The organism is Idiomarina rhizosphaerae (assembly GCF_024159085.1).
In the GTDB taxonomy this organism is placed as follows: Bacteria; Pseudomonadota; Gammaproteobacteria; order Enterobacterales; family Alteromonadaceae; genus Idiomarina; species Idiomarina rhizosphaerae.
Genome location: NZ_JAMZDE010000003.1, coordinates 237,122 through 251,313, shown reverse-complemented (window position 1 = coordinate 251,313; position 14,192 = coordinate 237,122). Strand labels below are relative to the sequence as shown.

Here is a 14,192-nt window from a genome sequence, read left to right as displayed (position 1 = left end):
AGTTCGAATGAGTTTATCAGTCTTTTATCGAGGCTCCAAAATACGTTTTCGTATTCGGTTAAGTCGACGTCGATTTTTTTCCTTTGTCGGTATTGCAGCCTTTATTGGCCTTGCTACCTGGCAGCCATGGCAGTATCAGGGTATCGACCCTGCGGTGGCGCAGAATAAAATCACGGAAGAGCAGAAAAAGCTTGTGTTACAAGAGCAGGCACTAAAAGAGTTAAAAGAAGATACTCAAAAGCGTCTGGGTGCTATGACCATTTATCTGGGCGAGTTAAGAGCTCAAATGCGTCGTCTGGACGCCTTAGGTGAGCGTTTAGCTGGTGTCGCTAATCTCGACAATGGTGAGTTTAACTTTAATCAGGAACTTCCCATTGGTGGGCCGGAACTAGAAGTTGCTGAACTTCCTCACAGCTCTGGTACGGATGTCCTCACTGAAATTGAAGATATGTTGTCGCAGATCTCTGACAAACAAAAACAGCTATCGCTACTTGAATCTGTGATGATGAATCACCAACTTAATAATGACGCGTATATTGCAGGCCGTCCAATTTCAGATGGTTGGTTGTCTTCGCAATATGGAGTTCGTAAGGACCCTTTCAATGGCACACCCGCTATGCATAAAGGGTTAGATTTTGCCAGTTATAACGAAGACGTTAAGGTTATTGCTACCGGAGCCGGTGTTGTCACCTGGGCCGGCGACAGATACGGTTACGGCACCTTAGTCGAAATTGACCACGGTGGTGGCTTAAAAACCCGTTATGGTCATAACGACGAGTTAACAGTTTCAGTAGGGGATGTTGTTACCCGCGGTCAGCAAATTGCGAAAATGGGCAGCAGTGGCCGGTCGACTGGACCACATGTTCATTACGAAGTTTTGCGTAATGGCCGTCAAATTGACCCTAATCAGTTTGTGTATCGTAAAGCTGACTCAAAATAACTCGGTAATTAATTAGAACGTAGGCGGTACTTTAGGTACCGCTTTTGTTGTTCAGGAAAGTAACACAGGATAAATCAATCTCATGCTAGGCAGTCTGTTTCGAAAAGTATTTGGTAGTCGCAACGATCGCATTCTCAAAACTATGAAGAAAGACGTTGAGCGAATTAATTTGCTGGAACCCGAGTTTGAAGCGTTAAGTGATGCCGAGCTAAAAGAGAAAACCACTGAATTTCGCAAGCGTCTAAACGATGGTGAGCGTATAGAGAAAATTTTACCCGAAGCCTTTGCTACTGTTCGTGAAGCCAGCAAACGTGTTTTTGGGATGCGCCACTTCGACGTACAGCTGATTGGCGGTATGGTACTGAACGATAACCGCATTGCAGAAATGAAAACGGGGGAAGGTAAAACGCTGACAGCGACCTTGCCTGCTTATTTGAATGCGTTACCGGGTAAAGGCGTTCATATTATTACGGTGAACGATTATCTGGCCAAACGTGACGCTGAATTCAACCAACCATTATTCGATTTCCTTGGGTTGACCGTCGCGTTCAACATTCCGGGTATGGCGCCTGAAGACAAAAAAGCGGCTTATCAGGCCGACATTACTTACGGTACCAATAACGAGTTTGGTTTTGATTACCTGCGCGATAATATGGCTTTTGCGCCACAGGACAGAGTTCAGCGCGAATTAAACTACGCTCTGGTCGATGAAGTCGACTCAATTCTGATTGATGAAGCCCGTACACCTCTTATTATTTCCGGTCCGGCCGAAGACAGTTCAGAAATGTACCGTAAAATGAATGAGCTGGTTCCACATTTGGTTCGTCAGGAAAAAGAAGACACTGAAGAAGAACTAGGCGACGGTGATTTTACCATTGATGAAAAAGCCAAGCAGCTGCATCTTACTGAACACGGTCAGGAACACATTGAAGAGCTACTGAAAGAGAAAGGCATGCTGGACGCGGATGATTCGCTATACTCAGCCGCTAATATCAGTTTACTGCACCATATCAATGCTGCTTTACGTGCTCATCATCTGTTTCAAAAAGATGTCGATTACATCATCAAAGACGACAAAGTTGTCATTGTTGATGAACACACCGGACGTACAATGGAAGGCCGTCGTTGGTCTGAAGGTCTGCATCAGGCGGTAGAAGCCAAAGAAGGTGTGCCAATTCAGAATGAAAACCAAACTCTGGCATCTATTACCTTCCAGAATTATTTCCGTCTATACAACAAGCTAGCCGGTATGACCGGTACAGCCGATACTGAAGCCTTCGAGTTCCAGTCTATTTATGGTCTGGAGACCATTGTACTGCCAACCAATAAACCAATGGTTCGTGATGACAGAGCCGACCTGATTTATCTGACCACACTGGAAAAATATGAAGCTATAGCTGAGGACATTGAAGAGTGTCGTAAGCAGAAGCGTCCGGTGTTGGTGGGTACGGTCTCTATTGAAAACTCTGAGCTTTTGTCACAGCTGCTGAAGAAAAAGAAAATTCCTCATGCGGTACTGAACGCTAAATTCCACGAACACGAAGCCGACATTATTGCTCAGGCAGGCCGTCCGGGAACTGTGACCATTGCGACCAACATGGCCGGTCGTGGTACCGATATTGTTCTGGGCGGAAGCTGGATGGCAGAAGTTGAAAAGCTGGAAGAGCCATCTAACGACAAAATTGAGAAAATAAAGCAAGACTGGCGAAAACTGCATGACGCCGTGATTGAAGCCGGCGGATTGCACATTATTGGTACAGAACGCCATGAGTCGCGCCGTATTGACAACCAGTTACGGGGTCGTGCCGGTCGTCAGGGTGACCCTGGTTCATCGCGTTTCTATCTGTCGCTGGAAGATCCACTTATGCGGATTTTCGCTTCAGACCGTATTGGCACTATGATGAAGCGTCTGGGGATGAAAGAAGGCGAAGCCATTGAACACCCCTGGGTAACGCGAGCTATTGAAAATGCGCAACGTAAGGTGGAAGGACGTAACTTCGACGTACGTAAACAATTGCTTGAGTATGACGATGTAGCCAACGATCAGCGTAGTGTTGTCTATGACCAGCGTAATGAATTGCTGGACGAAGGTGATATCTCTGAAACCATCGTTGCGATACGTGAAGACGTGATCAATTCAGTGATCAGCGAGTACGTTCCGCCGCAGTCTCTGGCTGAGCTCTGGGACTTAAAGGGTTTGGAAGAGCGTCTGCGTGGCGATTTCCACATCGAGCTGCCATTACAGCAATGGCTGGACGAAGAAGATCATTTCCATGAGGAAGTGTTGCGGGAGCGAGTACTGGAAGAGCTGGTTAAAGCTTATCAGGAAAAAGAAGAGATGGTGGGGCCAGAAGTACTGCGCCGCTTCGAAAAATCCATCATGTTGCAAAGCCTTGATCAGCACTGGAAAGAACACTTAGCGGCAATGGATCATCTGCGTCAGGGTATTCACCTGCGTGGTTATGCTCAGAAGAACCCGAAACAAGAGTACAAAAAAGAGGCCTTTGAGCTCTTTACCGAGATGCTGGAAGCCCTGAAGCTAGACGTTGTGACTATTCTGAGCAAGGTGAAAGTACGTGCTCAGGAAGATGTCGATGCAGTAGACGAGCAACGTAAAGCTGCCGATAGCGCACCTCGTGAGTTCCGTCATGAACAAAGTGGCCCGGCGGCTGAAGAGCCTCAGAAAAGCTCTGATAATGCTCAGGGGCAACCGGTTCGTAAAGGTGCAAAAGTGGGTCGTAACGAACCATGTCCTTGTGGGTCAGGTAAAAAATACAAACATTGTCACGGTAAACTATAGGTTTTTATGGAAACCCAAAAATCGCCTGCTGTCCATGTGGCAGTCGGCGTGATTGAAAATGAGAAGGGCGAAATTTTTATCGCCCAACGTCATCCTGAACAACATCAGGGTGGTAAGTGGGAATTCCCCGGTGGTAAAGTCGAAGCTGGCGAGAATGTTCAACAAGCATTGCAGCGCGAGCTAAAAGAAGAGTGCGGTATTGATGTGACCGATATGGCGCCGTTAACCGTCATAGAGCATCAGTACAAAGATAAACGCGTTTTACTCGATGTCTGGTGGGTGCTTGCTTACAGCGGTGAAGCGCGTCAGTTAGAAGGTCAGGATTGGTGTTGGGTTGATAAAAACCAACTGGATGCATTCCAGTTTCCGGAAGCTAATCAACCCATTGTCGAATGCATTATGCAGTCATTGAACGCTTATTAATGCAGCAACTCAGACTCTAAAGGCTACTACCTGAACTAATAGTCCTGTTCGTCGTTGTTATAGTCGTCGTTAGCTATGACAACGGGCTCGCCCGGGATGCTTTTTTCTTCGTTTGCCCACTCACCTAAATCAATCAGTTTACACCGTTCACTGCAAAAAGGTCTGGCAGGGGATTTATCTGACCATTCTACTTTAGCCTGACAGGTTGGGCAGTTAACACTTATACTCATGGACTACACCTTGCGAGTTCAAATTCAATATCGTGCAGGGATGCCTCTTTGCTCTCCCCGGGTAAGGGCATGAATCGTACCGTAAATCGTTGCCGATGCCCACTGATGACCGGATAAATCTTGGCCGAGCGGGGGACTTTAATTCGCAGCATAGCTAGTAACTGCTCTGAACTTTCCTGCAGGAATCCATTTTGCAATTGTATTGGCGCGAAAACGGATTGCTCGCGTAATAATGTCAGTTTTAAGGTAATTGCCAGTTCGACAAAAGCCAGTGTCTGACTCCAGCGTTCACATTGTTGTTGCTTTTCTTCAGCAGACTGGCTTAACCATAAATGTAGTTGCGGTAATTCAAATAAGCCGCTCATGCCAGGCTGGCTGAACCGTTGGCGTATACTCGTCAGCAGGGCATCATCTTTGAGCTGGCGTAAGTACTTTGGAATATCCTGTAGCGTGTTGAGACAATGCGCAATTTCATTAATGGTTCTTCGCAATGCATCGCGGTCTACGTCGGGATGTTCTTCCCATTTTTGTAAACGTTGTTTGTCGAGTTCTAAATCTTTCGTCAGTTCGGTGCGGATGTCACAGCGTTCAAGCAACTCAGTAACGGCAAACAGGGCGTTAAAAAAGGGTTCAGCCTGCTTGTCAAAACAGGTTTGGCTGGCTTTTAGCTGCTCAAAACCATGCTCTAACCGCAAATAAGTTCGCATACGCTCCTGAAGCGGATATTCATAGAGAATGTTGTCGTTATCAGTAGATGTCATGCGATTGCCGATTGTTGAACTCTGTTTCTATGATAGCGGATTACTCTTCCTGTGCAACGGTTGCCGAAAGATAGCGCTGATGCAGTTGGTTAACCTGCTGACGTAATTCGCCGATACTGCCCTCGTTATTCAGAATATCGTCCGCTTTGAGAAGTCGTGCATCACGACTCAACTGAGCTTTCATAATAGCCTCAACTTCCTCTTTTGGACTCTCGTCTCGCCGAATCGTTCTTTGTAATTGTAATTCTTCTGAAACATCCACCACCAATACGCGCTGGCAGTACTTATCCAAATTATTTTCCAGCAATAACGGCGCTGATAAAATCACATAGGGCGAACAGGCCTGTTCCAGTTGAGCCAGAATTTCCTCGCGTATGGCCGGGTGCAACAAGCTGTTCAACCAGTCTTTTTCTGCGGGGTCAGAGAATATTTTTTGGCGTAGAGCTTTGCGGTCAAGCTCCCCTTTGTCTGTTAACAGGTCCCTACCAAAATGCTCTGCAATTGCTCGCAGGCAGGGGGTGCCCGGCATAACAACCTGGCGGGCCACAATATCGGCATCGACCACGGTTATGCCCAGTTTTTCAAACTCAGCTGTGGCTGCTGACTTTCCGCTACCGATACCGCCGGTTACGCCAACTACATAGGTCATTTTCAAACGCCTCCTAGCCAATGCCAGTAGCTGAACAACAGCTCCATGCCATAGAAGTAGCTAAGCAGGCCTCCGCCGATTAGAAAAGGCCCAAAAGGTATGGGTTGCGAGCGGCTTTGCCGGCGTAACATAATCAGGCCTATTACGGCTCCGCAAACCGAGCTGGCAAGAATTGTGACCGGCAACAGAGTCGCGCCGGTAAAAGCTGTGATAGCTGCCAGCAGTTTAAAGTCACCATAGCCCATACCTTCTTTGCCGGTGATAAGCTTATAGGCCCAAAACACGCTCCAAAGGCTAAGATAACCCGCTGTGGCGCCAATAATTGCGGAGGCCGGAGTCATGTCACTTAAGTCAGAGATGGACCAGAGCAAAGCCACCCAGAGTAAAGGGTAAGTGAGCTGATCGGGCAGTAACTGATGACGCCAGTCGATAACGAACAGGCAAATTAATAACGAAAAGGCCGTAACATACACCAACGCCGGTAGGGTGAAGCCGAAATGCCAGCTTATTATGCCGAACACCAGGCAACTGATAATTTCAACTAGCCAGTAAGTAACCGGAATGTGAGTTTGACAATGGCGGCAGCGAGCGCGCAAAACCAGATAGCTCAACAGCGGAATATTATCGTACCATGCAATAGAGGCCTTGCATTCAGGGCAATGTGAACCCGGAAACGCGATGGAAAAACGGTCCTGTTCGGTTACTGGAGTGCCGTTCATTTCGGCACATTCACGCTGCCATTGGCGTTCCAGCTGTATTGGCAGTCGGGTGATCACTACGTTCAGGAAGCTACCGATAACGGCGCCCAGCACTAGCGCGACCACCAATGTCGGTACTGACCCGGCAGCAAGCAAGTATTCCATACTTCTATTCCTTAGTTATTGAAACTGCTGCCCCATAGAAAACAGCGGTAAATACATAGCGACCAAAAGAGTGCCTATAATGCCGCCTAAAACGACCATCAGCAAGGGCTCTGCCAGAGCAATCAGGCGTTCACAGTTTTGTTCAAATCGTTGTTGCCTGAAATTGGCAAGTGCGGCAAAGGCGTTATCAATTTTACCATTTTGTTCGCCAACTTTAAGAAAACTGAGAGTGCGAGGTTCATTTAGCGTACTGGAGCGGAAGCTGTCTACCCAACCGTTACCAGACTCGAGTTGCTGATGAATTTGATGTAAGGCTGCTTTATGGGGCAACCAGTTCAGGGACGATTCGGTGCTGAGAATAGCTTGTCGGGTTTCAATACCAGCCCGCAAAGCTACCGCCAGCCGGTGAAACAGCTGCTGTAGCTTAATATCCTGTAGCAACTGGCCAATAACGGGTAATTGCGCGAGTGTTCGTTGGAAGAACAAGGGAGCTTTGTTTTTAACGGCAAAAAGAATAACTGTCGCAGCTAATATCGCACTTAAAATGACAAATGCCTGCTCTTTCAAAAATGCTGATGAGTTCAGTAAAACGGCAGTCAGCCAGGGTAGCTCACCTTCGCCAAAAAGCTGAGCAAAAGCCGGCAAAACCCAGCCCATCATTATGAAGCAAACACTTGCAGCCACTATTAATACAATGACGGGATAACGCAGCGCTTTGGTTAATTTCTTTTTCAGTTGAAGCTGGCGTTTTTCCAGTTCTTGTAACTGCTGTAACGCATCGGCGAGCTGTCCGTTTTGTTCCGCCCAGGCTATGGCGTTAATGTCAGCTTTGGGTAACCAGCTTTCATAATAAGTTAGTGCTCGACTAAAAGAGAAGCCGTGCTCAATGCTGCGAATACAATCTTCAATTAACCAGCGCAGGCTTCTGGACTTAGTTTCACAAATACTGTGTCGCAGAGCTTCTGAAAGCGGCAGGCCACTCTCCAGTAGACTGGCGGTTTGTTGCAGTAGAATATACCAGAGCGATAATTTAGGTTTATTAAGCTTTCTTTGACGCTTCGATAGGCGTTTTATTTTTGTACAACGGATATGATGTTGCGATAGCAATTGTTTAGCCTGCAAAAGTGAGTCTGCATGAACCAGCCCGGACGTATTATCAGCCTGCCACTGCCAGCAGTAATTAAGCGTCTTCATAACTGAAACGCTCCCTCTCTGCACGGCTAATCAAACCGCTATCGATATAATGCTGTAGCGCCTGTGAAAAATCCGGAAGCTTGAGTTGGTTCAGGTAGTTACGCAAATCTTTAATGGAGGCTTGGGAGTTGATTAATTTCTCAACTAGCTCTTCAGAGTCATCCAGCCAGGGCACAACCTCAAACACCGCCTGACGGTTTTTCTCTGTCTGGTGGTAGCTCTTCTCGGCTACTGGCAGCAAACGTTGGCTGACAATAAGCTTTAATGAGCTGCGAATATCCAGCGGGTTAACGCCCAGAGATTGCAAGCGTTTTAAACTGTCCAGGCAGTTGTTGGTATGCAATGAGCTCAGAACTAAATGACCCGTTTGCGCTGCCTGCACTGCAATTTTGGCGGTCTCTGCATCGCGGATTTCGCCGATAAGGATAACATCGGGGTCTTGTCGGAGGAGGGCGCGAAGAATTGATGCGAAGGTCAGCCCCTGGCGCGTATTGACCATCACCTGACTGCAACCCTGCAGCGGGACCTCAACCGGGTCTTCGACACTGCAAACATTGCTGCGCTCAGTATCCAGCTGGCTCATTGCACTGTACAAAGTTGAAGTTTTGCCGCTACCTGTAGGGCCTGTCACCAGAATTAACCCCTGCGTCTGACTTAAACAGCGGGCAAACCAACCGTACTGTTCTTCCAGCAGGCCGGTTTGCTGTAAGGGGGTAATGTTGTGAGTTGGCTGTAAACATCGCAGCACCAACTTTTCTCCACCGATAACCGGACAGCAGTTTAACCTGAATTCCAGTTGCGTGTTATTACCAGACTGCATCGACAAGCGGCCGTCCTGCGGTTGGCGTTGCTCGGTTAAATCAAGGTTGGCCTGTACTTTAATACGCGAATAAACCTGTTGAGCAAACTCTCGCGCTATAAAATCTAAACGGCGCAGCTGGCCAGCTTCCCTGCCTCTGACAATAACACCTTGGTTCAGAGGTTGCAGATGCAGATCGGAGAGCCCTTTTTCTGCGCAGTACAACAGTAGCTGGTCAACGTACTCTATAGCTGAGTCTTTAGGCAGTTGAATACCGGGTAGCCTGCCTTTGCCACGAATGAGCAATACTTTTTTATCGCTGTAAAAGCTCAGTAATACCCCGTCGACCGGCGCAAACCCGGGTTGTTGTACTAACATGAGCCACGTTTCTCCCTGAGCAAAAAACAGCAAACCATGTTGTTGCAAAAAAGGATCGTGCTCATTTTCCGACGAACTCGTCGGCCCGGACAGGTGGCGAAGTGAACAAGAGGCGACGCTGGTCATCAGTAGCTTACCTGTCGTTCACAGTTTTGCACCACTGAGCGCATTTCGTTGTAATCGGAACAGGCAATATTCCAGTCTAAATAAGTATTCGTGGCGTTGGGTGTCAGTTCAATCTGCAGTGGCTGATTGTTAATATTGACCGAGTTAAGAGTTAAGCGCACCGCGGCTGATTCGGTCAGACTGAGCTCGCTGAGTTCATCGGGTAGAGGTGATGGTAAACCGGGGATGCCTTTATTTCCGGCCTGATTGCACTGGTTTAACTGCCCTTCAATTTGCCAGCATAAAGCGATACCCAACTGTAACGGCTGGGCATGGGCTAAAGCTTTACTAACTTTGGCCTGCTGGGTGTAATAGGTGTACGACGGAACGGCAATAGCCGAGAGGATGGCAATGATGGCCACCACGACCATCATCTCGATAAGACTAAAACCCTTACCTGGAAAACGAAGAACGGGTAAATGGTGAAAATGTGCTTCCTGCATAATTCAGCTCCCTGTTTAAAAACAGCAGAACTGTGGTTCACCCGGGCGAATTAGTAAATTCTATTTTCCTGTAATCTATTGGCTATCTATGGCAATTTTCTAGCTATCTTCTGAAATTCTCATTGATAAATCAATTGCCTGGACGTTCTTTGTCAAAGCGCCGGAGGAGATAAAATCAACCCCGGTGGCAGCCAGTTCCGGTAAACGCTCATCGGTAATATTACCCGAAACTTCCAGTTGCGCGCTGTGCCCGGCATTGTCATGATTTTGCTGTACCGCCTGCTTAATGTCTTCAATACTGAAGTTATCCAGCATAATCACGTCGGCTTCGGCCTTCAGAGCCTGTGCGAATTCATCCAAATTCTCAACTTCAACTTCCACCGTTTTACCCGGATTCAGACGTTTTGCCGTAGCTACAGCCTGAGCAATACCACCACAGGCAAAAATGTGATTCTCTTTAATCAGGTAGGCATCAAATAAACCAATGCGGTGATTCACACCGCCACCGCAACGCACCGCGTATTTCTGCGCTAAACGCATACCAGGCAGAGTTTTCCGGGTATCCAGTAGTTGCGTTTTATAACCGTCGAGCAATTTGCTGTAGTGATAAGTGGTGGTCGCGGTAGCAGATAGCGTTTGTAAAAAGTTAAGTGCCGCGCGTTCACCGGTCAGCAAAATACGGCTGGGGCCCTTTAAGTGGCACAGCTCCGTATTTGCTTTCACCTTATCGCCGTCTTTTACCAGCCATTCAATTTCCACCTGATTTCCCATTTGGCGAAACACCTGATCAACCCAGGCACAACCACAAATGACAGCGTCTTCGCGGGTAATAATGCTGGCACGGGACTGGCTTTGTTCCGGAATCAGTTGCGCAGTAATATCTAAACGGGCATCTTCGCCGAATAAATCTTCTTTCAATGCGGCGCGCACACCGTCCTGAATAGCAAGTTGCAGCTCGGGCTGACTCATAGATGGCTTTACCTTTTAACAGACAATACGGATACTAGGGGGCAAACTTTACCGTTTTGTTGAGCCTGTGAAAAGCGACCCGATAAAAAATCATAAAATAACGACTGCGGTGCAGCATCCGTCCCCGCATTACGATGAACGCCCACAAAGCGCCGAAGTCAGTCTGCTGGTCATTCATTGTATTAGCCTGCCCGAAGGACAATATGGTACACCTTATATTCGCCAGTTGTTTATGGGCGAACTGGAAACCGATGCACACCCGGACTTTGCTATCCTGAGAGGGCTGAGGGTGTCGGCACATTGTGTGATCCACCGCGATGGTACGCTGGAGCAATACGTGCCTTTTGATAAACGAGCCTGGCACGCCGGTATGTCCCGTTACTGCGGGCGCAGGAGATGTAACGATTTCAGTATAGGCATTGAGCTCGAAGGAACCGACCACAGTGCCTATACTCAACAACAATACGAACAATTAATTGCAGTCACTAAGGCGCTAATCAGCACATATCCCAAGTTAAACCGTCGACGTATTGTCGGCCATCAGGATATCGCCCCGGGTCGTAAAACGGACCCGGGCAGTGAATTTGACTGGCAAACCTATTTAAATGCCTTATAAGGAGTCATGAATGGTCCTCATTGCGTTGCTGATTGCATTAAGCGTTGAGCGTTTGTATCACAGCCCGGCCTTTTTGCACTGGTCGTTTTTTCTGGAACGCTGGCAACACTGGAGTGCGGCACGGCTTACAAACGAAAAGTGGGAAAGCGAGCCACTGCAACTGGTTCGCCTGTTGGTTCCTGCTTTGGCTGTCGGCTTTTTGGTGGTGTTGCTGGACAACCTTATGGTGACTTTTATTGTCAGTATCTTGTCTTTACTGCTGGCGATGAACTGCGAGCCGGCCCGCAAAAGCTATAAAGCGTATTTAAAAGCGGCAAACCGGGGCGATGAACAACAGGTAAATGAACATCAACAGGCATTAACTGAATTTGCCGGGCATCATCAGCCAAAGCAGTTAAGTGACTCGTTAATCTGGATCAATTATCGGCAATATATTGCGGTGATGTTCTATTTTGTGCTGTTTGGCAGTTTCGGCGCTCTGGTATATGCCAGTCTGCGTTACGCCGAGAAGCAATTAAGTGAACAGGAGTCGGCTAAACCCTGGCAGCAATTTATGTGGTTTGCAGATTGGGTTCCGGCTCGCTTAGCCGGGTTTGGCTTATTAATTGTGGGGCATTTTTCGCGGGCGTTTCCGGTTTGGGTCAAGCGCAGTCTGAATCCGCAGGTCGACCCGGATAAACTGCTTTTTAATGTCGCCAGCAAAGCAGAAGACAGCCCTCAACATCCGGATGACAGAACCGAGCATGTTGCTTGTCAGTTGCGCTTAATGCGCCGCCAGCAGATTTTCTGGGTGTGTGTTATTGCGGCTCTTACGTTGTGGGGGACGGTTAATTAAATAGTAAAATAAAGTTTCTTGATAAAGGTTCTTACGATAGCGGAATGAGCCAATCTTTGATTGGCTCAAAAATGAGCTAAAAGAGAAATAATGATAAAAGAATAATCCACATAAACCCAAAAGTTACGTAAATTTAGTCCCTTGAATAATCAAAAAACTCTCTCTGATTGCCCTTCCTCCCTCTTCTAATACTTCATCAGAGTCTTCCAATAATAATTTCGCAGATCACACTATTCACTTCTGGATTATTATGATGTATAAAAAGTGTTATATATAATAAGGGCGATTTATGATTTTTTACTCTCGGAAACCTATCGTTATTTTAGGTATAACTATTGCTATTTTTTCTAGTCTCCCGGTTTTTGCTCAGGAGACAACTGAAGCCGATGAAAAGGTAAAGCCGTTTGCGATAGATTTGCCAGGGGGAAACCCGACAGTCCCTCCATCAGTAAGACCTGTCACTGTGCCGTCAACGAGCGACGGCGACTTTACTATTTCATGGAGTAACGTTGGGGCGCAGTCCTATGAAATTTATATGAGTCCAAATGGTGGTTCGAGCTATGGTAAAATCCAGACTTTAGGATCTGGGTATTCAAGCTATTCTGTCAATAATTACGGAGCAGGAACGTATCGGTTTCGCGTAACGGCCTGTAACAGTTCTAATCGATACTATTGTAGTCATACCTACAGCAATAATGTCACCGTCACGCTGCCAAAGTATACCGTGTCTGCCAGAGTAGATGGGGGAGGCGGTTCTGTTTCACCTGCTACGCAGTCAATTCAGAAAGGTAAAAGAACAACCATTAACGTTAGCAAAAGTACAGGTTATGAGATCCATTCTATTACAGGATGTAATGGTAGTCTGAGTGGCGGAACTTATACAACAGGCAAGATCACATCCAATTGTTCGGTTACCGCACGTTTTAAAAAGAAAACCTTTTCTGCAACTTCCATAATCAAGGTTGAGAATGGCGACATCAGTCCTCTTGCAAGAACAATAGAATACCAAAAAACTGGAAAATTCACTCTGACTCCCGATTCTGGCTATCGCAGCTCCTCCGTAATCGGGTGCCCTGGTCAGCTCAATGGCAATACTTTTACAACGGCTCCTATGACGGCGTCATGTTATTTAAATCCGCAGTTTGTCAAAGTATTTAATGTTACTACTGAAGCCAGCGCTGGGGGGAGAATAGATCCAGTCTCAAGGGTGGTCGATTCAGGGATGGAAGCTGAGTTCACTATCATTCCCGATTTGGGATATGAAACCCAAAGTGTATCGGGATGTTTTGGCGAGTATAGCAAACCCGTTTATACAACAACGCCCGTTAGTAGTGCATGCACAGTTAAGGCTAAGTTTGTGAAAAAGACCTATGATGTTAATACTAATATCGGCACTGGTGGAAAAGTTAGACCTGAGCATGCAGTGGTTGATGCCGGAGATAGATTATCACTCACTATTTCCCCCGATATTGGCTACAAAATTTCGGAGGTTAATGGGTGTGGCGTGACATTTAATGGAACAGCTTATACCACCACAGAGATGACGGTCGACTGCACAGTTAATGCTACATTTGAGAAAATAGATTACGAAATAAGTACGATTGTCGAGGGCTCAGGAGGCATTGTTAGCCCGTCCCAAGCTATATTAAATTATGGTGAAAAACAGACCTTTCATATAATTGCAAATAGCGGCTACCGAGTTTTGTCAACCCATGGTTGCCATGGTTCTTTACATGAAGGCAACTTATTTGAAACCGGAGCTATTACCGAGGATTGCAGCGTTACATCAACGTTTCAAAAAACTTACCAAGTTAAAACAAATACAAGTGTAGGAGGAAGTGTTATGCCACTAAAGAGAATCGTCGATTCTGGTGGTAAAGCCTCTCTCACAATAGTACCGGCCTTAGGTTATAGCATTTTGTCCGCAAATGGTTGCAAGGGGGAGCTTAGTGGCAACGTTTTTACAACGAGTGAAATAAATTCTGATTGCTTAGTCAATGTGACTTTTAAATTAGATACAACGGAGCGTCGGGTTGTTTTTATCCATACCGATTTACAAGGCTCTGTGGCAGCCGAGTCGGATGAAAACGGCAATGTTCACTAACCGGTCGCAAGCAAAGGATTTGT

Annotated in this window: 14 protein-coding genes; 6 read left to right on the top strand and 8 right to left on the bottom strand. The window is 46.9% G+C overall.

Annotated elements, in window-relative coordinates; genetic code table 11:
- Window positions 1-7: 7 nt before the first annotated feature.
- The 3 genes from NJR55_RS03495 to mutT all read left to right on the top strand — a co-directional run bounded on the left by NJR55_RS03495 (window position 8) and on the right by mutT (window position 4,163).
- A complete protein-coding gene (locus tag NJR55_RS03495) occupies window positions 8-940 on the top strand; it encodes a M23 family metallopeptidase (protein WP_253617909.1) in 933 nt (310 codons plus the stop codon).
- An 82-nt stretch (window positions 941-1,022) separates the two neighbouring features.
- On the top strand, window positions 1,023-3,740 hold the full coding sequence (gene secA / locus NJR55_RS03490; protein ID WP_253617907.1) for a preprotein translocase subunit SecA: 2,718 nt from the start codon (window positions 1,023-1,025) through the stop codon (window positions 3,738-3,740).
- Between the two features lie 6 nt (window positions 3,741-3,746).
- Window positions 3,747-4,163, top strand: coding sequence for an 8-oxo-dGTP diphosphatase MutT (gene mutT, locus NJR55_RS03485; RefSeq protein ID WP_253617905.1), 417 nt, complete (start codon window positions 3,747-3,749; stop codon window positions 4,161-4,163).
- 35 nt (window positions 4,164-4,198) lie between these two features.
- On the opposite strand, the gene yacG is transcribed toward mutT, so the two are convergent.
- The 8 genes from yacG to nadC form a co-directional block, all read right to left on the bottom strand.
- A complete protein-coding gene (gene yacG / locus NJR55_RS03480; protein WP_253617903.1) occupies window positions 4,199-4,393 on the bottom strand; it encodes a DNA gyrase inhibitor YacG in 195 nt (64 codons plus the stop codon).
- Entirely contained in the window at window positions 4,390-5,154 is a 765-nt protein-coding gene (gene zapD / locus NJR55_RS03475) for a cell division protein ZapD (RefSeq protein ID WP_253617901.1), read from the bottom strand. The genes yacG and zapD overlap by 4 nt, the downstream gene beginning before the upstream one ends.
- Window positions 5,155-5,194: 40 nt before the next feature.
- A complete protein-coding gene (gene coaE / locus NJR55_RS03470) occupies window positions 5,195-5,803 on the bottom strand; it encodes a dephospho-CoA kinase (RefSeq protein ID WP_253617899.1) in 609 nt (202 codons plus the stop codon).
- A 2-nt stretch (window positions 5,804-5,805) separates the two neighbouring features.
- Complete coding sequence (locus NJR55_RS03465) at window positions 5,806-6,666, bottom strand: prepilin peptidase (RefSeq protein WP_253617897.1); 861 nt, start codon at window positions 6,664-6,666, stop codon at window positions 5,806-5,808.
- A gap of 15 nt (window positions 6,667-6,681) precedes the next feature.
- Window positions 6,682-7,860 (bottom strand): type II secretion system F family protein, encoded by a 1,179-nt coding sequence (locus tag NJR55_RS03460; protein WP_253617895.1) that lies wholly within the window; start codon window positions 7,858-7,860, stop codon window positions 6,682-6,684.
- Window positions 7,847-9,163 (bottom strand): GspE/PulE family protein, encoded by a 1,317-nt coding sequence (locus NJR55_RS03455; protein WP_253617893.1) that lies wholly within the window; start codon window positions 9,161-9,163, stop codon window positions 7,847-7,849. Before NJR55_RS03455 ends, NJR55_RS03460 begins: the two co-directional genes overlap by 14 nt.
- On the bottom strand, window positions 9,163-9,645 hold the full coding sequence (locus NJR55_RS03450; protein WP_253617891.1) for a pilin: 483 nt from the start codon (window positions 9,643-9,645) through the stop codon (window positions 9,163-9,165). The genes NJR55_RS03455 and NJR55_RS03450 overlap by 1 nt, the downstream gene beginning before the upstream one ends.
- 99 nt (window positions 9,646-9,744) lie before the next feature.
- Complete coding sequence (gene nadC, locus NJR55_RS03445; protein ID WP_253617862.1) at window positions 9,745-10,614, bottom strand: carboxylating nicotinate-nucleotide diphosphorylase; 870 nt, start codon at window positions 10,612-10,614, stop codon at window positions 9,745-9,747.
- A 67-nt stretch (window positions 10,615-10,681) separates the two neighbouring features.
- Between nadC and ampD the strand changes: the two genes are divergently transcribed.
- From ampD to NJR55_RS03430, 3 genes are all read left to right on the top strand, one after another.
- The gene (ampD, locus tag NJR55_RS03440) at window positions 10,682-11,230 is read left to right on the top strand and encodes a 1,6-anhydro-N-acetylmuramyl-L-alanine amidase AmpD (RefSeq protein ID WP_253617860.1); all 549 of its coding nucleotides are present in this window, start codon (window positions 10,682-10,684) and stop codon (window positions 11,228-11,230) included.
- Between the two features lie 10 nt (window positions 11,231-11,240).
- Complete coding sequence (ampE, locus tag NJR55_RS03435) at window positions 11,241-12,065, top strand: beta-lactamase regulator AmpE (protein WP_253617859.1); 825 nt, start codon at window positions 11,241-11,243, stop codon at window positions 12,063-12,065.
- Window positions 12,066-12,354: 289 nt separating this feature from the next.
- Window positions 12,355-14,169 carry an InlB B-repeat-containing protein gene (locus NJR55_RS03430; protein ID WP_253617858.1) on the top strand — a complete coding sequence of 605 codons (1,815 nt, stop codon included), beginning with the start codon at window positions 12,355-12,357 and terminating at the stop codon, window positions 14,167-14,169.
- Window positions 14,170-14,192: the final 23 nt, after the last annotated feature.

Bases quoted from the DNA above. Each gene is read 5' to 3' on its own strand.
- NJR55_RS03495 (WP_253617909.1), top strand. From the start codon at position 8: ATGAGTTTATCAGTCTTTTATCGAGGCTCCAAAATACGTTTTCGTATT.
- secA (WP_253617907.1), top strand. From the start codon at position 1,023: ATGCTAGGCAGTCTGTTTCGAAAAGTATTTGGTAGTCGCAACGATCGC.
- mutT (WP_253617905.1), top strand. From the start codon at position 3,747: ATGGAAACCCAAAAATCGCCTGCTGTCCATGTGGCAGTCGGCGTGATT.
- yacG (WP_253617903.1), bottom strand. From the start codon at position 4,393: ATGAGTATAAGTGTTAACTGCCCAACCTGTCAGGCTAAAGTAGAATGG.
- zapD (WP_253617901.1), bottom strand. From the start codon at position 5,154: ATGACATCTACTGATAACGACAACATTCTCTATGAATATCCGCTTCAG.
- coaE (WP_253617899.1), bottom strand. From the start codon at position 5,803: ATGACCTATGTAGTTGGCGTAACCGGCGGTATCGGTAGCGGAAAGTCA.
- NJR55_RS03465 (WP_253617897.1), bottom strand. From the start codon at position 6,666: ATGGAATACTTGCTTGCTGCCGGGTCAGTACCGACATTGGTGGTCGCG.
- NJR55_RS03460 (WP_253617895.1), bottom strand. From the start codon at position 7,860: ATGAAGACGCTTAATTACTGCTGGCAGTGGCAGGCTGATAATACGTCC.
- NJR55_RS03455 (WP_253617893.1), bottom strand. From the start codon at position 9,163: ATGACCAGCGTCGCCTCTTGTTCACTTCGCCACCTGTCCGGGCCGACG.
- NJR55_RS03450 (WP_253617891.1), bottom strand. From the start codon at position 9,645: ATGCAGGAAGCACATTTTCACCATTTACCCGTTCTTCGTTTTCCAGGT.
- nadC (WP_253617862.1), bottom strand. From the start codon at position 10,614: ATGAGTCAGCCCGAGCTGCAACTTGCTATTCAGGACGGTGTGCGCGCC.
- ampE (WP_253617859.1), top strand. From the start codon at position 11,241: ATGGTCCTCATTGCGTTGCTGATTGCATTAAGCGTTGAGCGTTTGTAT.
- NJR55_RS03430 (WP_253617858.1), top strand. From the start codon at position 12,355: ATGATTTTTTACTCTCGGAAACCTATCGTTATTTTAGGTATAACTATT.